Annotated in this window: 24 protein-coding genes; 6 read left to right on the forward strand and 18 right to left on the reverse strand. The window is 70.4% G+C overall.

Going from position 1 to position 25,085, the window contains the following annotated elements; all coding sequences use genetic code 11:
• Window position 1: 1 nt before the first annotated feature.
• The 4 genes from D8896_RS17525 to D8896_RS17540 are packed head-to-tail and all read right to left on the reverse strand — an operon-like array spanning window position 2 to window position 3,999.
• Window positions 2–1,366, reverse strand: coding sequence for a nucleotide sugar dehydrogenase (locus D8896_RS17525; RefSeq protein WP_240452080.1), 1,365 nt, complete (start codon window positions 1,364–1,366; stop codon window positions 2–4).
• Complete coding sequence (locus D8896_RS17530) at window positions 1,363–2,340, reverse strand: Gfo/Idh/MocA family protein (RefSeq protein WP_121823401.1); 978 nt, start codon at window positions 2,338–2,340, stop codon at window positions 1,363–1,365. The genes D8896_RS17525 and D8896_RS17530 overlap by 4 nt, the downstream gene beginning before the upstream one ends.
• Entirely contained in the window at window positions 2,333–3,418 is a 1,086-nt protein-coding gene (locus tag D8896_RS17535; protein ID WP_121823402.1) for a DegT/DnrJ/EryC1/StrS family aminotransferase, read from the reverse strand. Before D8896_RS17535 ends, D8896_RS17530 begins: the two co-directional genes overlap by 8 nt.
• Entirely contained in the window at window positions 3,415–3,999 is a 585-nt protein-coding gene (locus tag D8896_RS17540; RefSeq protein WP_121823403.1) for an acyltransferase, read from the reverse strand. Before D8896_RS17540 ends, D8896_RS17535 begins: the two co-directional genes overlap by 4 nt.
• A gap of 390 nt (window positions 4,000–4,389) precedes the next feature.
• On the opposite strand from D8896_RS17540, the gene D8896_RS17545 reads away from it, so the two are divergent.
• The 4 genes from D8896_RS17545 to D8896_RS17560 all read left to right on the forward strand — a co-directional run bounded on the left by D8896_RS17545 (window position 4,390) and on the right by D8896_RS17560 (window position 8,211).
• A complete protein-coding gene (locus D8896_RS17545) occupies window positions 4,390–4,941 on the forward strand; it encodes a DUF7344 domain-containing protein (RefSeq protein WP_121823404.1) in 552 nt (183 codons plus the stop codon).
• 155 nt (window positions 4,942–5,096) lie between these two features.
• The gene (locus D8896_RS17550) at window positions 5,097–6,728 is read left to right on the forward strand and encodes an alkaline phosphatase family protein (RefSeq protein ID WP_121823405.1); all 1,632 of its coding nucleotides are present in this window, start codon (window positions 5,097–5,099) and stop codon (window positions 6,726–6,728) included.
• Window positions 6,725–7,729, forward strand: coding sequence for a lipid II:glycine glycyltransferase FemX (locus D8896_RS17555; protein ID WP_121823406.1), 1,005 nt, complete (start codon window positions 6,725–6,727; stop codon window positions 7,727–7,729). The genes D8896_RS17550 and D8896_RS17555 overlap by 4 nt, the downstream gene beginning before the upstream one ends.
• A gap of 200 nt (window positions 7,730–7,929) precedes the next feature.
• Window positions 7,930–8,211: an ArsR family transcriptional regulator gene (locus tag D8896_RS17560; RefSeq protein ID WP_121823407.1), complete on the forward strand. Its 282-nt coding sequence runs from the start codon at window positions 7,930–7,932 to the stop codon at window positions 8,209–8,211.
• A 231-nt stretch (window positions 8,212–8,442) separates the two neighbouring features.
• On the opposite strand, the gene D8896_RS20055 is transcribed toward D8896_RS17560, so the two are convergent.
• Window positions 8,443–8,565, reverse strand: coding sequence for a hypothetical protein (locus D8896_RS20055; protein WP_259372660.1), 123 nt, complete (start codon window positions 8,563–8,565; stop codon window positions 8,443–8,445).
• A 255-nt stretch (window positions 8,566–8,820) separates the two neighbouring features.
• On the reverse strand, window positions 8,821–9,141 hold the full coding sequence (locus D8896_RS17565) for a HalOD1 output domain-containing protein (protein WP_240452082.1): 321 nt from the start codon (window positions 9,139–9,141) through the stop codon (window positions 8,821–8,823).
• Between the two features lie 511 nt (window positions 9,142–9,652).
• Between D8896_RS17565 and D8896_RS17570 the strand changes: the two genes are divergently transcribed.
• Window positions 9,653–10,267 (forward strand): hypothetical protein, encoded by a 615-nt coding sequence (locus D8896_RS17570; protein ID WP_121823409.1) that lies wholly within the window; start codon window positions 9,653–9,655, stop codon window positions 10,265–10,267.
• Window positions 10,268–10,373: 106 nt separating this feature from the next.
• On the opposite strand, the gene nirK is transcribed toward D8896_RS17570, so the two are convergent.
• Window positions 10,374–11,441, reverse strand: coding sequence for a copper-containing nitrite reductase (gene nirK, locus D8896_RS17575; protein WP_121823410.1), 1,068 nt, complete (start codon window positions 11,439–11,441; stop codon window positions 10,374–10,376).
• Between the two features lie 407 nt (window positions 11,442–11,848).
• On the opposite strand from nirK, the gene D8896_RS17580 reads away from it, so the two are divergent.
• The gene (locus D8896_RS17580; protein ID WP_121823411.1) at window positions 11,849–13,054 is read left to right on the forward strand and encodes a hypothetical protein; all 1,206 of its coding nucleotides are present in this window, start codon (window positions 11,849–11,851) and stop codon (window positions 13,052–13,054) included.
• Between the two features lie 37 nt (window positions 13,055–13,091).
• Here the strand turns inward: D8896_RS17580 and D8896_RS17585 are convergent, their stop codons facing one another.
• From D8896_RS17585 to D8896_RS17635, 11 genes are all read right to left on the reverse strand, one after another.
• Window positions 13,092–13,391, reverse strand: coding sequence for a cupin domain-containing protein (locus tag D8896_RS17585; protein ID WP_121823412.1), 300 nt, complete (start codon window positions 13,389–13,391; stop codon window positions 13,092–13,094).
• A 52-nt stretch (window positions 13,392–13,443) separates the two neighbouring features.
• Complete coding sequence (locus D8896_RS17590) at window positions 13,444–14,850, reverse strand: hypothetical protein (RefSeq protein WP_121823413.1); 1,407 nt, start codon at window positions 14,848–14,850, stop codon at window positions 13,444–13,446.
• A gap of 78 nt (window positions 14,851–14,928) precedes the next feature.
• On the reverse strand, window positions 14,929–15,366 hold the full coding sequence (locus D8896_RS17595; RefSeq protein ID WP_121823414.1) for a hypothetical protein: 438 nt from the start codon (window positions 15,364–15,366) through the stop codon (window positions 14,929–14,931).
• A gap of 3 nt (window positions 15,367–15,369) precedes the next feature.
• Entirely contained in the window at window positions 15,370–15,924 is a 555-nt protein-coding gene (locus D8896_RS17600) for a DUF7342 family protein (RefSeq protein ID WP_121823415.1), read from the reverse strand.
• A 53-nt stretch (window positions 15,925–15,977) separates the two neighbouring features.
• On the reverse strand, window positions 15,978–17,261 hold the full coding sequence (locus tag D8896_RS17605) for a P-loop NTPase (protein WP_121823416.1): 1,284 nt from the start codon (window positions 17,259–17,261) through the stop codon (window positions 15,978–15,980).
• Between the two features lies 1 nt (window position 17,262).
• Window positions 17,263–17,922, reverse strand: coding sequence for a hypothetical protein (locus D8896_RS17610; protein ID WP_121823417.1), 660 nt, complete (start codon window positions 17,920–17,922; stop codon window positions 17,263–17,265).
• On the reverse strand, window positions 17,919–18,821 hold the full coding sequence (locus D8896_RS17615; protein ID WP_121823418.1) for a HEAT repeat domain-containing protein: 903 nt from the start codon (window positions 18,819–18,821) through the stop codon (window positions 17,919–17,921). The genes D8896_RS17610 and D8896_RS17615 overlap by 4 nt, the downstream gene beginning before the upstream one ends.
• Entirely contained in the window at window positions 18,818–19,777 is a 960-nt protein-coding gene (locus tag D8896_RS17620) for an ethylbenzene dehydrogenase-related protein (RefSeq protein WP_121823419.1), read from the reverse strand. The genes D8896_RS17615 and D8896_RS17620 overlap by 4 nt, the downstream gene beginning before the upstream one ends.
• Before the next feature lie 80 nt (window positions 19,778–19,857).
• Window positions 19,858–20,556, reverse strand: coding sequence for a TorD/DmsD family molecular chaperone (locus tag D8896_RS17625; RefSeq protein WP_121823420.1), 699 nt, complete (start codon window positions 20,554–20,556; stop codon window positions 19,858–19,860).
• A gap of 19 nt (window positions 20,557–20,575) precedes the next feature.
• Complete coding sequence (locus D8896_RS17630) at window positions 20,576–21,757, reverse strand: 4Fe-4S dicluster domain-containing protein (RefSeq protein WP_121823421.1); 1,182 nt, start codon at window positions 21,755–21,757, stop codon at window positions 20,576–20,578.
• On the reverse strand, window positions 21,757–24,936 hold the full coding sequence (locus tag D8896_RS17635) for a molybdopterin-containing oxidoreductase family protein (protein ID WP_121823457.1): 3,180 nt from the start codon (window positions 24,934–24,936) through the stop codon (window positions 21,757–21,759). The genes D8896_RS17630 and D8896_RS17635 overlap by 1 nt, the downstream gene beginning before the upstream one ends.
• Window positions 24,937–25,085 lie beyond the last annotated feature (149 nt).

A 25,085-nucleotide genomic window follows, 5' to 3' on the forward strand; every position in this document is an offset into this window, starting at 1 on the left:
GTTATCCGCTCCCGACGGTGTAGACGTGGTGGTCGGTGTCCTCAAGGTCGAGCGCGTCGCGGCCGTCGACCACGACGAGGTCGTCGTCGAACGCCGTCCAGTCGATCCCCTCGAACTCCTCGTGGTCGGTGACCAGGACGGCGGCGTCGAGGTCGAGTTCGGTGAGCGAGTCGACCGACGCGCCGTAGGCGTCGAACTCCGAGAAGTCCTCGATCATCGGGTCGGCCGCGACGACCGTCGCGCCGAACTGGTTCAGCTTCTCGGCGATCGGCCTGGCGGGCGTCTTCCGCGTCTCCTTGACGCCCGGGCGGTAGGTGACGCCGAGGACCAGCACCGCCGCGTCCTCGACGTGCGTGCCGACGCGCTGCAGCCCCTCGACGAGCTTGCGGACGGCGAAGGTCGGCATCCCGTCGTTGACCTCGCGGGCCGTCCGGAGCAGCGGCGCGTCGCTCGCCAGCTCCCGGATCAGGAAGTACGGGTAGTAGGGGATGCAGTGGCCGCCGACGCCGACGCCGGGGTCGTGGATCTCGCAGAACGGCTGCGTGTTCGCCACCTCGATGGCCTCGTTGACGTCGATCCCCAGTTCGTCCGTGAACGTCGCCAGCTCGTTGGCCAGCGCGATGTTGACGTCGCGGTAGACCCCCTCGAACACCTTCACGCACTCGGCGGTCGTCGCGTCGCTCACCGGCACCACGTCGTTGACCGTGAGTTCGCCGTAGACGGTTTCGGCGACCGCGGTGCTCTCGGCGTCGGTCCCGCCGACCACCTTCGGGTACGCGCCGCGGATGTCCTTCAGCGCGCGGCCGCTGGAGGTCCGCTCCGGGCAGAACGCCAGCCCGAACTGGTCGGCCGCGAGGCCGCTCTCCTCGACCAGCACCGGTTCGACCACGTCCTCGCAGGTGCCCGGCGGCACGGTCGATTCGACGAACACGGCGTCGCCCGCCTCCAGCCCGCTGGCGATGTCGCGCACGGCGGTCCGGAGGTTCGAGAGGTCCGGATGCTGGTCCTCGCGGAGCGTCGTCGGCACGATGACGACGTGGACGCTGGCCTCGCTCGCGGCCGCCGGAGGGTCGGCCGAGGCGCGGAACGCCCCGGCGTTGACCGCCGCGGAGGTGAGTTCGGGCAGCCGGGGTTCGCCCTCGACGTGGCAGTCGCCGTCGTTGATCCGCGCGACGACCTCCTCGTCCACGTCGACGCCGACCACGTTGCTCGTGACGCCCGCGTACACGACCGCCAGCGGCAGGCCCATCTTGCCCAGCCCGTACACCGCGACCGGCACGTCGCCGTCGACAAAGGCGTCGCGGCGCTCCGCGAGCGACGAGCCGACGCCGTACAGCTTCGCCGCCCCGTCCTCCCTGAGCTTCACGCCTGACGCACCTCCTGTTGCCGCTCGACCCGGTCAGCGGCGGTCCCGTCGATGCGGTTGGCGATAGACAGCGCCCGGAGCCCGTCCTCGCCGGTGACGACCGGCTCCCCGCCCGTCTCGACCGACTCGGCGAACGCCGCCAGCTCCTTCTTCAGCGGCTCGCCGTTGTCGACGGTCGGGCGCTCGATGACCGTCTCGTTGCGGTAGCGCACGTCGCCGTCGCGTTCGACGTACTCGGGGAGCGAGTGGCGGTGGATGCCGACGGTCTGTTTCATGTAGTCGACGTTCACCTGACACTCCCGGGCGGTGATCGAGAGCTGTCGGACCCGCTCCTGCGTGACGCGGCTGGCCGTCAGCGTGCCGACGACGCCGCCGTCGAACTGGAGCGAGGCGGTCACGTAGGGGTCGTCGGGCGACCGGAACGCCTCGACGGTCGAGAGGTCGTCGTCGACCAGCGACAGCACCACGTCGATGTCGTGGATCATGAGGTCGAGGACGGCGCTGTCGCCGATCTCGCGGTCGACCGGCGGCCCGAGGCGACGCGCGTCGACGGCGAGCACGTCGAGGTCCGGGACGATGTCCTGCAGCGTCCGGACCGCCGGATTGAACCGCTCGACGTGGCCGACCTGCAGCGTCAGGCCGGCCGCCCGGGCGGTCTCGATGAGGTCCCGACCCGCTTCGGGGTCCTCGACGAACGGTTTCTCGACGAGGACGTGGGTGCCGCGGTCCATCGCGTCCTTCGCGACCGCGTAGTGGTACTCCGTGGGGACGGTCACCGAGACGGCGTCGACGGCGGTCAGCACGCCCTCAGTCGAGAGGACGCGGGCGTCGTAGTCCTCGGCGACCGCCTCGGCACGCTCCGTGTCCTGGTCGGCGACGGCGAACAGTTCGACGTTCGGTAGCTCGCGATACACCCGGGCGTGGTGGCGTCCCATACTGCCGACGCCGATGACTCCGGCTCTGATCTCAGACATTGTCGTAGGTGTGGAGGCTGTCGGTGATCCGGCGCAGGTCGCTCCCGTCCAGCCCCTGGTGGACGGGCAGCGACAGCACTGTCTCGGCGGCGCGCTCGGCGTTCGGGGCGTCCGCGTCGGCGTCCGCGTACGCCGGCTGGTCGTGGATCGGTCGGGGGTAGTACACCGCGGTGTCGACGCCGCGGTCGTCGAGGTGGCTCCGCAGCGCGTCGCGGTCGGCCGTCCGAACCGTGTACTGGTGGAACGCGTGCGTCCGGCCGTCGGGTTCGACGGGTGCGGTCACCCCCTCCACCTCGCGGACCGCGTCGGTCAGCGTCGCCGCGTTGGCTCGCCGCGCCTCGACGTTGTCCGGCAACTTCGTCAGCTGTGCCCGGCCGATGGCCGCGGCGATGCTGGTCATCCGGAAGTTGTGGCCCACCTCGGCGTGCTCGTACGTGTCGGTTCGGCCGTGGTTGACGAAGCGGGCGGCGCGCTCGGCCACGTCCTCTCGGTCGGTCGTGATCATGCCGCCCTCCCCCGTGGTCATGTTCTTGGTCGGGTAGAACGAGAAGCAGGCGGCGTCCGCGAGCGAGCCGACGGGGTCGCCGCGGTACTCAGCCCCGTGTGCCTGCGCGGCGTCCTCGACCAGCGCGAGGTCGTGCTCGTCGGCGATCCCGCGGAGGCGGTCCATCTCAGCGGGGAGGCCGTACAGGTGGACCGCGAGGACCGCGTCGACGTCGCCTTCGCGGGCGATCCGCTCGACTGCGTCGGGGTCGAGGTTGTACGTCCGGGGGTCGACGTCGGCGAACACCGGCTCCGCGCCGGCGAAGCGAACGGCGTTCGCGCTCGCGATGAAGGAAAACGGCGTCGTGACGACGCGGTCGCCCTCGCCGATCCCGAGCGCCTCGAACGCCGCGTGGAGCGCGGTCGTCCCGTTCGAGGTGGCGACCGCCCGGTCCGCGCCGCAGTACTGGGCGAACTCGGACTCGAACTGCCGGACGAGGGGGCCGTCCGCGACGTAGCCGTCGTCCAGCACGTCGGCGACGCGCCGCTTCTCCTCCTCGCCGATGTCGGGGGCTGCGATGGGGATCGAACTCATGCTATCGCGTTCCCCTCCTGCAACGGCTCGGGTAGCGGCCCGAACTCCACCGGGACGCCCATCGCCAGCGTGTCGGGCGGGACGTTCCGGTCGACGACCGCGCCGGCGGCGACGAACGACCCCTCGCCGACGGTGACGCCGGGCAGGATCGTCGCGTTCGCCCCGACGGAGACGCCGTCCTCGATCGTCGGCCCCTCCAGCTCCGTCGTCCCCCGAACCGGGTAAGCGTCGTTCGTGAGGACGGCCCGCGGCCCGAGGAACACGTTGTCCCCGACCGTCGTCTCCGGGGGCACGTACACGCCCGTCTGGACGCTGACGTGTGACCCGACCGTGACCCGGCCGTCGACGACGGTGTCGGTGCCGACGACCACGTCGTCGCCGAACGTCGAGTCCTCGCGCACGAGGACGCCGTGGCCGGTGACGAACTCGTCGCCGGCCTCCACGTCGCCGTACACGATCGACCCGTGACGGACGACCGAGTCGTCGCCGAGCACCGTCGGCCCGGGGTCGTCGCAGTAGTCGTAGCCGACGGTCGCGCCGTCGTCGATCCGCGTGCCGTCGCCGGTCACGACCGACGCCACGGGATCACCTCCGGCGACGGTTCCCGACCCGCCGGTGGCGGGCGCTGTTCGGACGGTCCGTTGCTGGTTGATGACGTATGCCGGGCAGTACGCCCCCGGACACCCTGTGCAAGCGGCATGAAAGGCTACTCCCTGCTTATCAGGCGGTCACCTTTGTTATTGAGCGCCTTTCCAACAGGTATGAGCGCCCTTCACGCCGCCCGTGGCGGTGCGCGGCGCGAGCGACGCCCTTCCGGCCGTTCGGTCGACTGCCGGGGTACACTGGCGTATAGCATTGTTACCGTGACTGTAACCGGTATGTAACAAAGTGGTGATACCCGGATACCACGCTCTAGGAGTCGTCCGAACGGGCATGTGGCAAGATCAGCGACGACAGACCGCGTCCAATTAATGTCTCAATCCGACACCAGCGAACTATCGCAGGACATCGTGTTCGACCTTCTCAGCAGCCCCAGACGCAGGTTCGTGCTGTACTACCTGCGGCAGGAGGGCGAGCCGGTCGAACTCCGGCAACTGGCCGACGAGGTGGCCGCCTGGGAAAACGACATGCGCGTCGAGGAGCTCACGAGCCAGCAGCGAAAGCGAGTGTACGTCTCGCTGTACCAGACGCACGTCCCGAAACTCGACGAGGCGGGGATCATCGAGTACGACCAGGACAGCGGCATGGTCGCGCTCGCCGCACGCGCGGACGAGCTGGGAAGCTACCTCGGCACGGACGAGTCCGAGGTCCCGTGGCAGATGTACTACCTGGCGGTCGCCGTCGTCGGCGCGCTGCTGTACACGCTCGTCGCGTTCGACGTGTCCGTCTTCGCCGCGGTGCCGGAGAACGTCGCGTTCGTGGCGATCATCGTCGCGTTCGGGCTCTCGGCGGTCGCACACTACCTCTACAATCGGTTCCGCGAACCGGACATCGACGCCGACCTCGTGAACGTCAACCGGTAGGCCGGCCGGGACGACCGCCGCCTCCGTACGGTCACCGTGCCGTCGGCCGCGATCGACTGGGTCGGCGGTTCGGTGCCGGTATCGGCGGCTTAACCGCCGGCTCGGCGCGACCTATACGCGACATAACAAAGGGAACATCGGGGGACATCCCGGGTATGGAGAGCCGGGAGCGGACCGGACCGTCGACGGTGCTGGTCGGGATCGACGCCGCGTGCCGCGGCGTCCTCGACCCGCTCGTGGACGCCGGTGCCGTACCGAACATCGCTGAGCTGCTCGAGGGCGCGAGCGGGCCGCTCGAATCGCAGGTCCCGCCGTGGACGCCGAGCGCGTGGCCGTCGCTGTACACCGGGACGAACCCCGGAAAACACGGCGTGTTCGACTTCCTCGCGTTCGACGGCTACGACTGGGACGTGGTCAACGCGACCCACGTCGACGAGCGGCCGCTGTGGAGCCACCTCGACCGGACCGGTCGGTCGAGCGTCGTCGTGAACGTCCCCGTCACGCACCCGCCCGACGAGTTCGACGGCGCGCTGGTGCCGGGGTACGTCGCGCCGGAGGACCCCGACTGCCACCCGCCGGGACTGCTCAGGGAACTCCGCGACGCGGTCGGGGAGTACCGCGTCTATCCGGAGACGGTCGACGGCGACGCGGCACAGCGGCGGGCGTACGCGCGGACCGCGCGGTCCCGCGGCGAGGCGTTCCGGTATCTCGTCGACCGGCTCGACCCCGACTTCGGCTTCGTCCAGTTCCAGGTCACCGACACCGTGTTCCACGAGCGCCCGGGCGACCGCGAGGCGGTCCGGGCGGTGTACGAGGCGGTCGACGAACAGGTCGGCGCGATCCGGCGGGAGTGTGACCCCGACACGGTCGTCCTCGCCAGCGACCACGGGATGGGCCGGTACCGGGGTCACGAGTTCCGCGTCAACGAGTTCCTCCGGAAGTCGGGCGACGTGCGCGCAGTCAGGGGCGGCGACGGGATGCCGACGTGGGCAACCGTCCGGGACGGACAGTTGAAGGCGGGGGAGGCGGAAGTGGAACGCGAATCCACCGCGGCCGACGGCGTGGCGGCCGCCGCGATGGCGGGGCTGGCGAAGGTCGGCCTCACCAGCCAGCGGATCGAGCGCGCGCTCGACGCGGTCGGACTCGCCGACGCGGTCGCCGAGCGCGTTCCGTCGGCGGTCGCCAGCGCCGGCACGGAGCAGGTCGACTTCCCGGCCTCGCGGGCGTACGTCCGCTCGCGTATCGAGTGCGGCGTCCGGATCAACTTGCAGGGCCGTGAGCCGTCCGGCGTCGTCCCGCCCGACGAGTACGAGGCCGTCCGCGACGACCTGATCGAGCGGCTGTCGGCCGTCCGGACGCCCGACGGCGAACCGGTGTTCGAGGACGTGGCGCGCCGCGAGGCGTACTACGAGGGGCCCCACGTCGACAGCGCGGTCGACGTGGTCACCGTGCCGGCGGCGTTCGACCACTTCCTGTCGGCCCGGCTGGCCGGGTCGCAGTTCGGCGAGCCGTCGGAGCCGTGGAACCACAAGCGCGACGGGGTCGTCGCCATCGCGGGCGACGGCGTCGACGAGTCGGCGTCGCTTTCGGACGCCCACCTGTTCGACGTCGCGCCGACGGTGCTGGCGACGATGGGCGTCCCGGCAGCCGACCGGATGGACGGGTCGGTCCTCCCGGCCGTCGACCCCGTCGGGGACCGGAGCTACCCGGACTACGGCAGGCGGACGGCAACCACCGCGGACGACGCAGTCAAGGAACGCCTCGCGAACCTGGGGTACATGGAATGAGCATCGACATCCGCACCGTCGACGACGAGGAGGAGTGGAACCGCTACGTCGAACGATCCGACGGGACGACCCCGTTTCACCGCTACGGCGCGCTCGCCGTGCAGGCGGAGTACGCCGAGGCGACGCTGTACCCCTTCGCGGGGTTCAAGGGACAGGAGGCGGTCGGCCTGTTCCCCGTCTTCGAGATCCGGAAGGGGCCGGTGTCGACGGCGTTCTCGCCGCCGCCCGACATCCGGGTCCCCTATCTCGGGCCGGCGACCCTGAACGTGGACAAGTTGAAGCGGCGCAAGCGCGACCGCCGCGTGAAGCGGTTCGTCGAGGGCTGTCTCGACCGGGTCGAGGAGGAGATCGGGCCGAAGTACGCGCATTTCCGCACCGACGGCCGGTTCGAGGACCTGCGCCCGTTCGGCTGGAACGACCACGACGTGACGCCGGAGTACACGTACCTCGTCGACCTGACCGCCGACGAGGAGACTGTCAAGAGCCGGTTCAGCAGCGACGCCCGCAGCAACATCCGGGACGGCGAGGACGCCGACTACACCGTCGAGGAGGGCGGTCGCCCCGCGATAGAGCGCATCGTCGAGCAGGTCCGGAGTCGGTACGAGGCACAGGACGTGTCCTTTCACCTGCCGACCGCGTTCGTCGCCGACCTGTTCGACCGCCTGCCGGCCGGGAGCATCCGACCGTACGCCCTCCGCGTCGACGGCGAGTTCGTCGGCGGGATCCTCGTCGTCGACGACGGTGACCGCGTCTACCGGTGGCAGGGCGGCGTCCGGCCGGACGCCGAGGTCGACGTGGCCCCGAACGACCTGCTCGACTGGCGGGTCATGCGCGACGCGATGGCGCGCGGCCGGTCGGCGTACGACCTGGTGGGCGCGGACTCGCCGCGGATCAACCGGTACAAGGCGAAGTTCGGGCCGAACCTCGAACCGTACTACAGCGTCGAGCAGGGGACGCCGGTGATGAACACGATGGCGCACCTCTACCGGAAGTTCCGCTGACCGCCGGTCCCGGCCGTGCTCGACGCCGGGCGACGGCCGGTACCCCGGTGCGCACGGCGGAGCGAGTGGTAACTGGGACACAACGGTCTGGTAGTTGCGTGGCCGTACCCGACAACGCTCCCGCGCGAAACTGAACGGAATCGGGTAATTCAAACACGACTATAAACACGAGTTAAGGTCGTCAACGTCGTACGGTGGATATGACCGAGGTGTGGGACGAGATCGGGTTCGTCATCAGCTCGCGGTACCGGGTCGCCGTCCTGAAGCGACTGGCCGAGGGACCGGCGACCCCGTCACAGATCGCGACCGACTCGGAGCTCTCGATAGCGCATATCTCCAGGAGCCTCCGCAGGCTCCGCGACCGCGACCTCGTCGAACTGCTCGTCTCCGAGGACCGGAAGAAAGGCCGGGTGTACGGGATCACCGACCGCGGCGAACAGATCTGGGGCCAGATACAGGCCGAGAACATGCTGGAGGAGTAGGCCCGGCCGTCGCGGTCACTGCGGGGTTCCGGCCCGAGTGAGCAACCGCTGCGTCGAACGGAACGGCGCTGCTCCCGAGCGGAGCGACCCCAGTTCCGAACTCCCGGTGGTCGCCGGTACCGGTGCGGGCGACCACCGAAAACGGTGAGATCAACTACCCGCAGTAAAGTTGATGTTTCTAGGAGTTAGCCCCGATGTCGTCGTCGCAGAGCGTCCGAGGCGGGCGGGAGATCACTCCGACTCCTCGTCATCGTCGTTCCCCGGTATCAGCATCTCCGGCTCCCGGTCGTAGGTGGGCGTCTCGGCGAACTGTCGAATGCGTTTCCAGTCGTCTCCTGACAGTCGTCCCGTCATTAGCTCCCGATTTCGCCGCTGTAGATAAAAAGGGCCGCGGTGGTTCACCGAAGTAAGAGCAACAAACCGGTCGCAGGTGTCGGCTACTCCCTCGAAGAGACGGTGTGCGGTCGGTCCGTCGCTTCGGCCAGACGCGTCAGGCACGGTCCGCTCGCTCCGTCGGCCGCCAGCTTTCGCAGTCGGGACTCTACCGCCAGCTCCGGCGCTCGCCGACCCGGCGTCGGCGCGGATCGGTCCACGGCTACGAATGTGGTCTCACTCGTCCGGAGTGACGTGCACTCGACCGCCGTCGAAGACGGTTATCGAACAGCCCCACTCGGAGAACTGAACCGCCACGTCCGAGGGGTCGGAAGCTGAGGCGAAAAGGGAGTCGAGCGCGTCGGGGTCGACGACGTCGAACAGCGCCGGCGACAGGTCCACCGGGTCCGCGTCGAGCGCCTCCGCGACCGCCAGTACGATCGTCGTGCTCAGTTGTTCGTTCGCGGTCGCCGTCCGGGAGACGGTCGTCCGTCGAAGGTCGGGTTGCTGTCCGGTAGCAGACGTCGGCATCATAGTGCTGTTAGTGTCGCTAGTCATGGCTGGGTCGTGTCCAACTCAAGCCGACTACACCGGACCCGAGTAATAAACCTTGTCGTCGATCGATCTGGCACCGAGCCGAGTAGTCGTGAGCGCCGATACGTTCGGGACGAAACAGTCCGAAATCAGTCCGAATGGGTGTTCGAGGCGTGACAGCGGGACGGAGCCGAAAACGGTAGGTACCGATTACTTCGGGAAACCTCGGCTTACTACCAGCGAAACGGAGGCAACTGACGGTAGCCCCGCCGGAACGACTCCACGGCGAACCGTCCCCGGCCCGAAGCCGACGTGCCGGCGACGCCCGATTACAGCGATACGAGTGTAAAGACCAGCCCCGTCGTCCGGTCCTCGCCCACGGCCGACGAACCGCGACGGAAGCGCCCGGAACCGACCCGAACGCTGGAGAACCGTGTGGAACCCGGATGCGAGGGCCGGGCTCACACCCATCACTGCCAGCTACGCCGAACACGTTCGGGAACACGGCGAGGTGGGGCGGGACCGTAGCGCCGATATGCCCGGAATCCCCTCGCCGTTCTCGGACGACGGCGACGACGGCGGCGACACGTTCGACGAGTACGACGAGTTCGTCCCCGACCATCTGCCCGAACCCGGCGCGTTCCTCGACGGCCACGACGTGCTCGCGGGCGACGACCACCTTGCGTTCCACGACATCACGCGGGAACTGTTCGAGGAACGGGGCGTGTACGACATGACGTTCGGCTACAACCTCGCACGGCTGAACCTCGACAGCCGTCACCCGTCGGCGGGGTACCGGTACGCCGAGGAGGCGGCCGACGCCGCGGGACCCGCCGCCGACGGCGACACGGTTCTCCGCGCCGAGTTCACGCCGACGACGGAGTTCTGCCCGCAGAGCGACACGCTCGCCCGCGGGTCGTTCCGGGCGTGGAACGGCCTCGCCGACCGCCACGACTACGACCTCGTTCGGGTGCGCGTCGACGGGATGCACCACAACAGCGAGGAGATAAACGAGGACATGCGAAAGCTGGAGGAGACGTTCGTCGAGACCGACTCCGTGACGCGGGTCTCGGACGACTCCGGCGGCGACGGCACCGACACCGGAACGGGTTCGGCGGGCGGCGGCCGCGGCCCGACCTCACCGTTCTGAGCGGTCGCACCGCCGTCGAGTCGGGACAGCGAAAACGAGTTCGGAGTGGGGATGACAGATCGGATCGGCGGTCGCCGGGGACGGGCCGTCGGTTACCGGGCGCCCGTCACTGCGGCTCCGGGTCGAACACCTCGGGGTTCTCCTCGCCCTCGGCAGTGACGACGCTCATGCAGCCGCGCCGCACGACACGGCTGAGCGCGTGGTCGACCAGTTTGTAGTTCCCGGGCACCGGGAAGTCCATCGTCGCGATGGCGGTGCTGCCCGGCGCGACCGGCTTCGTCTGGATGTGGGTCTGCGGGTCGGTCGTCAGCGACCCCTCGGGGTAGAGCCTCTCCCAGACGTTGCCGATGGGGTGGTAGCTGCTGGTCATGTTCGGGCCGCCGGTGACGAAGTACGTCCGGACGGTCTGGCCCGTCTCGACCGTCGCGGCCGCCCCGTACCTGTCGGGGGTCGTCGCGTACGCCTCGCCGTTCATCACCACGTAGGTCGGCTCCTCGTCGGCCATCGACGCCATGTCGAACTTGTGGTGGCCCTCGGTGCCGGCCTCCTTGTCGGTGTAGATCTCGTGCTGGCCGAGGTACACCTCCTCGTCGACCTCGGGCATGCCGCCCTCCGGTTCGACCAGGATGATCCCGAACATGCCCGCGCTGATGTGCATGTCCATGTTCGGGACGGCGCAGTGGTAGATGTACGCGCCGGGGTACGTCGCCTTGAACCGCAGGTGCGCCGTCTCGCCGGGCGCGGTCATCGTCGCCTCAGCGCCGCCGCCGGGGCCGGCACACGCGTGGAAGTCCACGTTGTGCGGCATCGTGTTCTCCTCGGGGTTCCGGAACGTGACGTTGACCGTGTCACCCCGCCGCACCCGGATGAACGGCCCGGGGACCTGCCCGTTGTAGGTCATGTAGTCGAAGGTGACGCCGCCTTCGATCTCCGCGGTCACCTCGCGGGGGACGAGCTCCACGTCGACCTCGGCGGGCTCGTCGCGGTCGATCGGCCCCGGAATGTCCGTCGGGTCAGCGGCGACCCGGTCGACCTCCGGCGTCGCCGCCTGCTCCATCCGTTCGCGCTGTTCCGTGCGGTCCTGGGCGGTGGGCGCGTTCGCACAGCCGGCCACGGCCGTCGCGCCGCCGATACCCATCGCCTGGAGCACGCGCCGCCGGGAAGTGTCGAACATTGGTGGGTGCCTCCTTGCAGGTGAACGTAGTGGCCGGGACATTAACAAGCGGTTCTACGGTTCTCAGCCCACGAGAACGCGTTTCAGCTCCTGGGAAACCGGGCGAACAGGTACGGGGGCTGTTTTTTTAAGCGGCCGCGGTCCCGTCGAACCGATCCCCGACCAACCGTCTCAGACCGCCTCGACCGTCTCCCGGTACGCCTGCAGGTGGCATCGCGCTCGGGCGACGTGTCGCGCCCGCGGCTCTCGCACCCGCGAGAGCAGTTGCGGCAGGGAGTGCTGGACGCGGGCCGTTCGCCGCGGGGGCGTCGGAACGCATACGGCGGCGTTGGACCGGGGACGCGAAACAGACACTGCCGAACGTGTTCGCATCAACGGCTACCGCGACGGCGGTCGGAAGGGTACACATGAGCACGTCGGGACACGCTTCGACGGCGTCACGGGGGTCGCGCCGGTTCGTCGCCGTCGGGGTCTGCGGGCTCGTCGTCTGGCAGGCCGCGGTGCTCGCGGGCGTTCCGCGCCGGACGAGCGTCGCGCTCGGCGCGCTCGGGTTCGTCCTCCACGTCGTGTTCGGGAAGGCGTACGCCCTCCTGCCGTCGTACTTCGACCGGCGGCTCGCCGCGCCGCGCGCGCCGGCGGTCCACCTCCCGCTCTCGGTCGCCGGCGTCGCCGGCCTCGCGATCGCGCCGCTAGCGGGCGTTCCCGGCGTCGTGGGCGCGGTCGGCGCGACCTGCTGGAGTCTCGGCGTGGCGGTCTTCGTCGGCGTCCTCGCCGTCACGGTCCGGGACAACCCCATCGGAGCCGAGACCGGCACGGGCGAGGCGAACGCCCACCGACGGGGCGTCGACCGCGCGGCGAACGCCGCGCTCCCGGTCGCCGTCCTCTACCTCGCCGCCGGAGCGTACGGGACCGCCGCCGCTGCCGGGGTCGTTCCCGTCCCCGCGGCCCTGCCCGCGCTCGGCCTCGCGGCGACCGCGTCACACCTGCTCGCCGCTGGCGGCGCGGCGCTGGTGCTGTTCGCCGTCGGCTTCCGCCTCCTCCCCCGGCTGCTCGGCGCGTCGCCGCCGCGGCCGCTGGTCGCAGTCGTCCTCCCTGCCGGCGCGCTCGGGCCGGCGCTGGTCGCCGCCGGCGTCGGCGGCGCGGGCACGCTGCGGGCCGGCGCGGCACTGCTCGGCGTCGCAGTCGTCGGGTTCGCGGCGGCCGTCATCGTGCTCGCGGCGACGGCCGACCGACGCCGGGTCGGGGTCGGCGCGGTCGTCGCCGGGCCGGGATTCGGCGTCGTCGGCGTGACGCTCGGCGCTGGCTTCGCGTTCGGCTTCGGCGACGCCGCCCTCGTGCCGGCGCACCTGCGGCTGAACCTGCTCGGCTTCCTCGGGCTGACGGTCGTCGGCGTCACGTACCACTTCTACCCGCCGGCCGTCGGCCGGCTCCCCGGCGTCGGCGAGCGCGTCGCGCGGGCCGCCGCGGCCGGGATCGCCGGCGGGCTGCTGGTCGAGGTGGCGGGACTGTGGACGCGCTGGCCCGCTGCTGTCGTCGCCGGCCGGACGGCTGGGCTGTTCGGCGCGCTGATGTACGCGTGGGTCGTCCTCGGGCTGTTCCACGAGCGAGGGTGACGCGGGGGTCCGTGGAGAAGGGTGGTTCCGTACCCGGCTACTCGGCCGGCGCGAACACGACCAGCGCCTCGGCGTCCTCGACCGCCGCCGGCGAGATCTCCCGCTCGCCGCTGAACTGGACGGCGTCGCCGGACGACACCGCGTACGTCTCGTCGTCGAGCGTCAGTTCGATCTCGCCCGCGATCCCGTACAGCACGATGTCGTGGTCCGGGTGGTGATGGCCCGGCACCGACTCCCCGGCGTCGAGGGCCAGTCGGACGGTCCGGGGCTGCTGCTCCGAGAACACTTCGGCGTGTGGCGATTCCGTCAGGTCGTCGACGCGTGTCAGTTCGGCCATCGGTCGACGGTACGCGGCCGTCGGGTGTGGGGATTGGGGCGAACGTGTTCGGCTACCGGTCCGCGGGCTCCGGGTCGTCGCTTGGGGGAACGCCGACGTCGTCGCCGGCGTCCTCGGCCGTGTCGGCTCCGCCGCCGAGCGACCCGAAAAGCACCGCCGGGAGGGACTGCCGGCCGTGTCGCCGCAGGACGAGCAGCAGGTTGGCGGCGAAGGCGACGCTCCCGGCGAGCCACAACGTCCCGCCGACGGCCCACAGGAACCCCGGCTGGACCGGGAGCGCGCCGGCCACGACGGGGAGTTGTCCCGCGACGATCAGCGTCGCACCGCCGACGAGCGCGGCGAAGTCGGCCGCCGCGAGGCGGTCGTCGTACAGGTCGTCGATCATCGGCACCGGCTCGTAGCCCAGCAGGTCGCTGTACCGGTGGACCCAGACGATGAAGGGGACGACGTGGTACAGCGTCCCGAGCACGACGAAGCCGACGACGCCGAGCGCGAGCAGATGGACGGTGCCGGGCGCGCCGAAGCGCGCATCGACGGCGAGCGGGTCGGCCAGCCACGCCGGGAGGGTCAGCGCGACCCACCCCGCCATCGCCGCGCTGGCGACGGCGTAGCGCGACAGCATCGGCGTCCACTCGACCGCCGTCTCAAGCAGCCGCCGGGCGAGGATGGCAGCGACGGCGAGGACGCTGGCGACGACGAGCACGCCACCGGCGCGGGCGATCAGGGGATCCCGGAGCAGGCGGCCACCGGCGAGCGCGACGACGCCGACCGGGTAGCCGATTTCCTCGACGCCGCGGAGGTAGCGGTCGACGCCGCCCAGTTCCGTCTGCGTGAACATCGTCGCGAGCTGGTAGAGCGCGCCGAACACGGTCGTCAACACCGCGCCGAAAACCGCGAGCGTGGCGTGGGCCGCCACGACGTCGATTCGCGTCACCGGGAGGTCGAGAAAGAGGGGGTTCGTGAACCCGACCGCGAGCGACACGCCGAGGACGGTGAGTGCGAGGAAGTACGCGAGCGCCAGCGCGAAGTGGCGCTCGGTCACGTCGAGCGGCCGGGCCGTCGCCAGCGTCCGGCCGATGTTGTACGCGAACGTCCAGAAGCCGGCCAGCAGCAGGCCGCCGGCGTAGGGCAGCAGGTCGTATCGCTCCGTCAGCAGCGCGGCGGCGAAGCCGGTCAGTCCCGCGGTCACGAGCCATAGCTGTGCCGTCGCGAGCCGCCGCGAGTGGAGTTCGGTGCCGGACCACACCGGGACGAACTGCGTCATCGCGCCCATGATCGTGACACAGACCCACCCCGCCAGCAGCAGGTGGGTCTGTGCGAGGCCGGCCAGCGGCGCGTCGACCGCCACCCCGACCGCGCCGCCGGCGACGAGGAAGCCGAGCGCGACGACGAAGTGGCGGAGCGGCACCGCCATGGGCGGCTGTGCGTCCGTCTCTACCTCCCCCGGAACGACGCTCATGGGCGTGGCTACGTCGCCGCGTTCCCTCGGCGTCTCCCCGAATATGTTCGCCAGGAGGGGGGGGAAGCTACGTCCCGGTCAGGGTCCGTCGTGTAGCTCCTCGACCCGCTCCGCGACCCAGTCGAGAACAGTGAAGCACACGTCGAGATGATGCGGGTCGAGCGGCGACGGCGTCGCCTCCCCGGCGTCCGGCGGCGGGTGGAAGTGGGTCCGCGGCGCGGACGCCTTCGGATGACGGTCCCAGCGACACTCGTATCGACCGCCGTCCTGCGACTCGACGTAGTGGACGGAGTAGTCGTCGGTGACGAACCAGCGGACGTCCAGCCGTGCGGCCTCGACGCTGGGCGGATACGCGTTCCCGTCGAGTTCGATCCGGAGAAGCCGCGGCGACGCGCCGGATGGGTCGAACACCCAGCGCTCGACAAGCGGATGGCTGCCGGCGCGTCCGGCGACGGTCTCCAGCGTCGGAACGTCGAGCGGCCCCGTCGGCGTTGGGTCGCCCGAACCGTCGGTCATCGGTCAGACCGACGCGCCGTCGCGCGTCCCGCGCTCGTCCCGGCCCGCGGCGCGATGGGCCGCCCGCTGGAGGACCCGCAGGTCGCGGCGGACGCTCCGCCACTGCGTCAGCGCCTCCCAGCGGTCGTGAACCGCGGACCGGTCGCCGCCGTCGAACGCTCCCGGGGAGACGGCGTCGGGGTCAGGTACACCGAACCGCTTCTGGAGCGCCTCGTCCTCCTCGACGAGCGCGTCGACCCGTTCGCGGAGCTCGGCCGCCGTGTGCTCTTCGGCCAGCCGCTCGACCCGTTTCCACCGGAAGTACGCGTCGTTCCGTCGGTACGTCGCCGGGCGGCCGTCGCGCTTCTCCGCGACCCCCATCTCGACGAGCTGTTCGAGCGCCGAACGAGCGCCGTCGGCGGAGCAGTCGGCGCGGTCGCCTATCTCGTCGGCGGTCGCCGGCTCCGTCGTCCCCGTCACCACGTCGTAGACGCGCTGGAACGTGGTTCTGTCCGCCCGCCAGCGCGACCGGGCGTCGCCTCCGTCCGCGGGGACGGGGCCGCGCGGTTCCTCGCTCATGGAGCGTCCTTGCACCGCCAGGAGGATATATTTTCGGTGTAGAGTAGATATGTCTACACGGGCACGGCGGGTCGGGACACCGCCAGCACCCACTCGTCGGGGGCCTGCCGGCGCACGTCGTAGCGCTCGAACGCCTCGTCGGGCGACTCAGCGTCGCCGACCACCTCGGCGAGCATCGCGGCCAGCGGCGACGGGTCGTGGTCGTTGACGAGGTAGAACGTCTCGCCCGGCTCCAGCGCCCTGAACTCCTCGACGGCCTGCTCGTGGCGGACCTGCGGCGGGAGGCCGCGGACGTCGAGCGCGTGGTCGGGCACGTCCACGTCGTGTACGTCGTCGAGCCGGGCGGTCACGCGCCCCGCGAGCGCCCCGAACGCCTCGGGGACGGGACCGTCGACCGCGCGGACGCGCTCGTCGAACGGCAGGTCCGCGAGGACGGGCGCGTCGAGTTCGGACTCGAGGTCGGCGTCGGGGAACAGGTCGTGCTCCCGGCCGCAGTCGCAGGTGAAGCCGTCCATGTTGACGACGGTCCCGAGCACCGGGACGGCGTTCTCCTCAAACAGCGTCGCGCTCCGGCCGGTGTCGGCCACGCTCGTCGGGTACGGCGTGCTGACCAGCACAGCGCCGTCGACCGGGAGGCCCTGGAGCGCCGTGAGCACGATGTCGCCGGTTCCCGGGGGCAGGTCGACGACGAGCGTGTCGAGGTCGCCCCACGCGGTGTCCTCGAACAGTTCGGTGACGGCGTCGTGTGCCATCGCGCCGCGCCACGCCAGCGGCGCGTCGTTGGCGATCAGGCCGACGCTCATCGCGACCAGCCCGTCCGTCTCGATGGGCCGGGCGTTCCCGTCGTCGTCGGCGGTCACCGGCCCCTCGAGGTCGAGCAGTTCGGGCACGTTCGGGCCGTACAGGTCGGCGTCGAACAGCCCCACGTCGCGGTCGTCGTCGGCCGCCAGGGCGCGGGCCAGCTGGGTCGACACGGTCGTCTTCCCGACGCCGCCCTTCGCGCTGGCGACGGCGATCACGGTGTCGACGCCGTCGGGTCGGTCGACGCCGTCGTCCACCCCGTCGGGCGTGTCACCCTCGACCTGCGCGCGCTCGACGCCGGGGGTCGACAGCGCTTCGCGCCGGAGCGCCTCCGTGACCTCCTCGGCCGTCTCCGGGTCGAACCCCGCGAGGTCGACCGTGATCGTCGCCACGCCGTCGGCGACCGTCACGTCGGTCACGAGCCCGGACTCGACAGCGCTCGTCCCGAGGTCGGGGTCCTCGACGGCGGCGACGGCCTCGCGGAGGCGTTCGGAGGCGTCGTCCCTCCGGTCGGCGTCGGTGTCGGTTCCGGTCATGTTACCAGGCCTCGAACTCCTCGGCGTCCTCCTCCGGTTCGTCGTCGGTCATCAGCGTCCCGCCGTACGGCCGGAAGTCCAGGTCGTAGGCGTTGGCGACGGCGTCGAGCGAGTCCTCACGCTCGGCGATAGTCGCCGTGTCGAAGTCGAAGGACTCGACGGCGTCGACGAGCGCCCCGTCGCCGACGTACCCCTCGTCGTAGGCCGCGGCGATCCCGTCGCGGAGGGTGTCGGCGTTGCGTCGGAGTCGCTTCGCCTCCTCGAACCGCTCGCGCATGTCCTCGGTCGGACTGCCACGGTCCAGCGGGATCGAGTCGAGTTCGTCGACGGCGCGTTCGTCGAAGCGGTCGGCCAGCTTCAGCAGTTCGACCACCTGCTCGCGAGGCGACAGCGACGCCCAGGCGTCGCGGGCCTCGTCGGCGACGACGGCGTCGACGGCCTCGCCCCACGTCGTGTCGCGCTCGGCGTCCTCGAACGCCTGCGCGACGAACGCGCCGACGTGCTCGTCCGGGATGGTGACGCCGAGGGACTCCTCCAGTCCGCCGGCCGCGTCGCCGTCCGTCACACGACCGCTGTGGCCGTCGTCCGGAGTGTCGTCCTGCACCTGATCGTCCGCGCGGTGCGCCCCGCCTGTCGTGTCGAGGTCGTATGCGTCGGTCATCGGTTCTCACGCTGTCCCTGGGTCAGTCCGTCCGTGACGCCGGCCATGCCCGGCCCGCCCGGACCGCCACCGGGACCGTCCGGCCCGTCGCCCGTCCGCGACCCGGGGCCGCCGCCGGGCGCGCCGGGGTCGTCGAGTCCGGCGTCGATCTGCTTCGGGTCGACGCCGCGGGCGGTGGCGAGCGCGCGCTTCGCCGACCGCCGCACGTCGTCGCTCCGGTCGTTCAGGCCGTGCCGCTCCAGCGCCTCCTCGGCGCGGTCGGTGCCGAGGTCGCCGAGGCTCGCCGCCGCCTTCGCGCGGACGAACGCCTCCGGCTCCCGGGCCAGCACCGCCGCGAGGATCCGGACCGCCTCCGCCGTGTCCGCGGCGTACTCCCGGAGGAAGTCCGCGGCGTACTCGCGGACGGCGGGGTGGCGGTCGGACTTGATCCGCTCGGTGAGCAGCTCCTGTGAGGCCGCGCCGGTCTTCGACAGCGCGACCACGGCGTTCCGCCGGACGTAGCCGCTCTCGTCGTTCAGGGCTTCGCGGAGCGTCGCCTCGTCGTCGGGCGCGGCGCGGGACGCCGCGACGACGGCCTCCGCGCGAACCCAGTCCTCGTCGTCGTCGAGCGCCGTCCGGATCGCCGTCTCGGCCGCGCCCTCGCCGTCGGCCCCCTGCGCCGCGAGACCGAGCGCCTCGACGGCGAACTGGCGCACGTCCGCGGCGTCGTCGTCGGTCGCCCGGCCCGCCAGCCGCGCGACCGTCGACGGCTGCAGGGAGCCGCCGTCGGCGATGTCGACCAGCCCGAGCGCGGCGTCGCGACGCTCGCGCTCCAGCGCCGACAGCAGTTGCTCGCGAAGCTGTGCCTCGTCGTCCGTGCGCGCCCGTCCCCGGGCGCTGCGGTTGGCGTACTCGGTCATCGTCTGAGCCTCCAGTAGCTGACGAGCCACGCCGCCGCCGTCGCGAGAACGAGCGCCGTGACCCAGTTCGTCGCCGAGCGGGCGAGCCACATCGCCGAGTCGCCCGCGTCGCCCGCCGCGCCGGCTGCACCGCCACCGTCGCCGCCGTCGCCGGAGCCGCCACCGCCGGCCTGTGCGGCGCTCAACTCGCCGTTCTCCGTGTCGAGGACGGTGTAGCGGAGCGTGATCGACTTCTGGCCGTTCACCTCGTCGGCGCTGCCGTTCCACACCGCGAAGGCGAGATACATCTGGTCGGCCTCGTCGAACGCCGCGTCGAACTGCCCCTCAGCGCCGCGCTCGCGGACGAACACGACCGACCAGCCGTCCACCGTGCGCTCGGCGTTGGCCGCGACGGTCTGGCTGGGCGCGTGGGAGAGCGAACCGTACCCCCGCGCGTAGTAGTTCTGTGCGAACCGGTCGTAGCTGGACTTCGAGAGCGGGTTGCCGGCCGCCCGACCCGGCTTGGTCCGGTTGTCGGGGTGCGGGTAGGTGTACATGTCGCCGCCGGGGTCGGACTCGGCGAACTGCCAGCTCGCCCGCCAGTACCAGATGTCGACGGGGTCGCCGCTGGCACCCATCGTGATCGGGGGTTTGCTCCCGCCCCGGAGCATGATGGCGGCGGCGTCGCTGTACGCCCCCGGTTCGCTGATGTTCGTGTCGCGGGTCGGGTCCTCCCACTCCAGCCGGAAAGCGACGTGCGTGTCGTTCGTCACCGACTGGACGGTCATCTCGTCGACCGTGCCGCCGCCGTGGGGGAGCGCCATCTGCTGCTCGCTGAGCGTCACGTTCCGGGTGGGCGCGTCCGCCCACTGCCCGGCGTCGGGCTGGGCGGGCACGCGGTCGACCGCCGTCATCTCCTGATGGCCCGCGGTGACGACGCTGATGAACGCCACCTGCCCAACCATCATCAGGCACATCACGACAACGGCGAGCTTCGTCGCCTGCCTGGCCGCCGGACGGTCCAGCGACGGCCGCGACAGCAACCGGAGTCGCGGGATCACGGCGCTTCACCCCCGTCGGCGTTCGCGGCCGTCCCCGCGGTCGGTTCGGGGTGTTTCCCGTTGTCGTAGGTGACCAGCTCCTCGACGAGGTCGGCGGCCGCGAGGTACAGCGGGTGGTCCGCCGTCTGCCGCACGTCGTAGCAGAGCGCCGGGACAAACTCGACGAGGTGGTCGTCCAGCACGGTCGCCTCGGCGTGCTCGACGCGCTCGGCGGCCGCGCGGTCGCCCTGCTCCAGCGCGACGGCGCGCTGGCCGGCGAGGACCTGCGCGAGTTCGAGTTCGGCCGCGACGTGGTCCTGGCGCTCGGCGAAGTCCTCGCTCGGCTCGACGCCGAACTCCTCCAGCAGGCCGACGACGGTCGCGATCCGGCGCTGCTCGATGCTGAGTTCGTCGCGGGTGGTGTAGTGGGCCTCGTACGGCACCACGGCGTACGTCCCCTCGTCGTCGGGCACGCCGAACAGGTCGTTGTACGCCGACTCGATGTCTTCGCGCGGCGTGGACTCGACGGCGTCGAGCAGGCGCTCGGCCTCGTCGGCGACGGTGAGCCGTTCGGCGGCCTGTTCGATCCCGGCTCGCGCCTCCGGGTCGGTCAGTTCGCTGACGGTGCGCTCGTCGGGGTACGTGAACGCCGCCGCGGCGGCGCAGTACAGCGTCGCCCGGGCGGCGTGGTACTCGGGGTCGGTGTTTCGGCTCATTGGTTGGATGTGGGGTCGGTTACGGCTGGTTGGTCCACATCTCGCCCTCGCGGACCTCCATCTCCTCCTGGAACGGGATGTCGACCACGAGCTTGCCCTTGCGGTCCCAGCCCTTCACGCGGTGTTCCTTGACGTTGTACGTCTCGATGAGCCGGGTGGTCGCGCCGAACAGCTGGAGGATGCCGAGCACGTGGTGGCTCGGGTTCCGGGCCCGCTCCTGGACGATCTTCACCGACTCCTCGTACGTGCTGCCCGGCCAGTCGTTGTGCTTCTGCTCGGTGTTGGGCGTGAACATCTGCGTCAGGAACTCCGGCGGCACGTGGTACGGCGGCATGTAGAACACCTGCGGCCGCGTGCCGAACTGCGGGTACAGCGGGAGCGCGACCTTCTCGTCGCTCTTGGCGAGGTAGTTCGTCGGGCTCCGCCCGGCCGCCGCCGACTGCTTGCCGTTGGGGTGGCCGGCGTCGGGACCGCGGTTGATGTTGCCGTGCAGGCGCGTCTTCCCGATGCAGGAGGAGACACAGCGGGGGACGTTCCCCTCCTCGATGCGCGGGAAGCAGCCGACCGGCTTCTCCGAGACGCCCGTCTCGGGGTTGTACATCGGCTTGTGGTACGGACACGCCTTCACGCACTTGCGGTAGCCGCGACAGCGCTCCTGGTCCAGCAGGACGATGCCGTCCTCCTGGCGCTTGTAGATCGCCTTCCGCGGGCAGGCCGCGAGGCAGGCCGGGTTCTTGCAGTGGTTGCAGAGCCGCGGCAGGTAGAACTGCCACATGTCGTGGTACTCGTCGTTCTCCAGGTCGCTCTCGACGACCTCGCCGGTCGGGTACTCGCCGTGGGCCTGGTCGTCGCCGAGCGCGGGGTACTCCCACTCCTCCTTCTCGGCGACGTAACCCCGGACCTGCTCGCCCTCGTCGGCGGCCTCGAAGATGGTCTGGTCGGGGCCGAGGTCGTCGAGCAGGCGCATGTCCCAGCCCATCGGGTAGCCGCCGTACGGCTCCGTCTCGACGTTCATCCACCACATGTACTCCTCGCCCTCGCCGCTGGTCCAGGTGGACTTGCAGGCGAAGGAGCAGGTGTTGCAGTTGATACACCGGTTCGTGTTGATGATCATCCCCCAGTGCCAGTCCCGTTCCTCCTGGCGGTGCTCGTAGGGGTAGCTGTGCTCGCGGCCGAGCTGCGGGTTGTGTGTCTGTGGCATCAGCTATCGCCTCCCTGCAGGCTGCCGTCGATGTAGTTCCGGACGAGGTCGTCGCGGCGCGCGTCGCCGGGCCACCAGTCGGCCTCCTCGTACTTCTCGACCGTCACGAGGTCGTCGCGGTTCGTCCCGGTCGGGGCCCACACCGTCTCCTCGTAGCCGGCCTCCAGTTCGGCCCCGTGCCAGGCGATCGATTCCTCGACCTCCTCGGAGATGTTCGGGTCGCCGAACACCGCCTTGTGGACGAGGTCGTCGGTCTCCTGTGCGGGGTCGAGCCAGATGTTCGTCGTGACGTTGTACCCCTTGATCGAGTCGTCGTTCTCCTCGTCGTCGGGGAAGTGTTGGGGCCACCAGCCGTGCCAGATGGTGAGCTGGCCCATGTCGCCCGCCGACCGGGGGCGCTGGCGCTCGCTCACCATGGCGCGGACGACCAGGTCGCCGCGCTTGCCGGTGATGCGGACGTAGTCGCCGTTCTCCACGTCGATGTCGGCGGCGTCCTCGGGATGGAGTTCGACGAACGCCTCGCCCAGCGGCGGCGCGTCCTCCGTCTCGCCCTCGCCCTGCGGGAACGAGAAGTCCTCGACGAGCCGCTCGGTGCCCTCGGGGTCGGCGTTGGTCGACCCGAAGTCCCGCGACGACCAGATGAGGTTCCAGTCGGTCATCCCCCACGAGGAGTGGGTCCGGTACTTGGGGTGGGGCGTGTTGTAGTAGAACTGGTACTCCTCGTCGTGGTACAGCGGGTTCTCCTCCTCCTTCGCCTCGTCCCACTTCTGGTTCACGCCGTACGGCGTCCCCTCCGGGCTCTCGATGTGGTCGAGGTCGGCCCGGTCGAGTTCGAGGAGTCGGTCGTTCTCCTTGTGGAACTCCATCCGACCGGTCTTCGTGTAGAACGGCCGGTCCTCGTGGATCTGCGAGTAGAACGGGACGCGCGGGTACGTCTTGAGCTGCAGGCGCTCGGGGCCGTCCTCCAGGTCCTCGACGTCGATGTCGCGGGTCGTCATCCCGGCGTCGAGGGCCTCCTGAATGTAGTTGCGCACGTCGCCGTCCTCGTCGAGGAACTCGGCGAAGTACTCGCGGTAGGAGTCGACGTTGCGCTCCTCGGGCGGGATCTTCTCGTCCAACTTCTCGGCGACGCGGGCGCACACCTCCCCGTCCTGCATCGTGTCGTAGATGGGGTCCATCACGCCGCTGTCCATCTGGAGGAACGGGTTCTCCGGCCCGACGGTGATGTCGGGGTACTCACACTCCAGCCAGGAGGGTGCCGGGAGCACGATGTCGGCGTGTCTGGCGGAGTAGGTCATATGCAGGTCCGAGACGATGAACAGCTCGTTGCCCGTGTCCGGGTGCTTGACGAAGTTCTCGATGACGTGCTCCTGGTGTTTCGTCTGGTTCAGGAGGTTGCAGTTCATCGTCCACAGCACCTCGGGCCGGGACATCGTGTACGAGTCAGCGCCCTCCGGGATCACCGGCTCGTCGGCGTCGCCCTGCGGCACGAGGTCGAGGTCGCCGTCGAAGTCGCCGCGCACGTCGTGGGGGTCCAGCGACTCGCCGCCGAAGAAGGCGAAGGCGTACCCGGGGTACATCCCGTGGGCGGCGTTGCCGTCGGGGTTGACGTACGCCGGATAGCCGTCGAGCAGTTCGATCTTGTACTGCCCGGAGTAGTTGTAGTAGCCCGCGCCGCGCTCGCCGACGTTGCCGAGCATCGACTGGACGAAGAAGATCGTCCGCTGGAGCGCGTCGTTGGAGTGGAACCAGTGGTTGATCCCCTCGCCGGTGAACCACTGGCCCTTCTCGGCGTCGGCGAACTCGCGGGCGGTCTGCCGGAGCTTGTCGGCGGGGATCGTCGTGATCTCCTCGACCGTCTCCGGGGCGTAGTTCTCCATGATGTTCGCCTTCTGCCGGGTGAAGTCCGTGTGGACGGCGACGGACTCGCCGTCGGCCAGGTCGACCTCGGTGTCGACTTCGAGTTGGGGTGTCGCCGGCGTCTCGTCGCCGACCTCCTCGCGGGTGACCGGGACGAGGGTCCCGTCCCGGTCCAGCGCGACGAAGTCGCCCCAGTCGTCGCCGCCGCCGTGGTGGGCGATCCCCTCCTGACCCTCCGTACCGCCCTCCGGCGGCTCGTGGTCGGGGAACACCTCGTGGGCGCGCAGGTACTTCCCGTTGTCCTTGCGGACCAGCAGCGGAAGGCTCGTGAACTTCCGCATGAACTCAGGGTCGTACAGCTCCTCGTCGATGATGACGTGGGCGACCCCCAGCGCGAACGCGGGGTCACTCCCGGGCCGGATCGGGAGCCAGCGGTCGCATTTCTGGACGGTCGGCGAGTAGTCGGGGTAGACGCCGACCATCTCGCCGCCCCGCTCGCGGCTCTCCTGGAGCCAGTGGTTGTCCGCGAGCTTGTTGTGGATGAGGTTCTTCCCCTGCATGATCGTGTAGTCGGCGGCCCGCCAGGCGGACGCGTCGGAGTCGCTGGTCTGGTAGCCGGTCGTCATCACGTGGCCCGGCGGGAGGTCGGCGTACCAGTCGTACTCCGTCCACTCGCAGCCGCCGAAGATGGAGGCCAGCCGACGGCCCGCGCCGTGGCGGGTGATCAGCCCGTCCGCCTTGATCGCGTTGAAGATGTGGAAGTTCTTCTCGTCCTCCAGGCTCGCCATCTTCTCGGCGATGAGGTCGATGGCCTCGTCCCAGGAGACGCGCTCGAACTCGTCCTCGCCGCGCCCCTCGGGGCTGGGGTCGTCCGGATCCCAGCCCTTGCGGACCATGGGGTACTTGATCCGGCTCGGCTCGAACGTCCGCCGGTGGAGCGTCAGCCCCTTCATACAGCCTCGTGGGTTCCAGTGGCGGCTGACGTTCGCCTGCTGGTACCCGCCGGGGCTGCCCGGGCCGGGGCTGCCCTCCTCCTCGTGGTAGATCTGCTCGGAGCGGATCGGCACCCCGTTTTTCATGTAGAAGTTCAGCGCACACGACTGCGTGCAGTTGGGGTGACACACCGTCCAGTCGACCTCGTCGTAGGCGTAGATGTCGTGGTACACCTCCTCCCAGTCCCGGTTCGGGTAGGACTTGAGGGGGTTGTCGACGGACGTGACGGGGTCGACGGCTTCGGTCGCGTTCCACGCGGACCCGACGAGAGTTCCCACCGCACCCGCGCCGGCGGCCGCGAGGAAGTCACGCCGCGAGAGGCTCACCGCGAACCACCTCGCGTGGCGGATCGTTCGGGTAGCATACACGGTGGCCTAACCGCTGCCCTCCGTTCAAACGGCGCGCAGGTTTTCAACGCCTGGGAACGTCCGCGAACGTGTTCGTCCGGGGGTTGACGGGCCGAAAAGCAGGCCTG

It is taken from the genome of Halostella salina (genome assembly GCF_003675855.1).
In the GTDB taxonomy this organism is placed as follows: domain Archaea; phylum Halobacteriota; class Halobacteria; order Halobacteriales; family Natronoarchaeaceae; genus Halostella; species Halostella salina.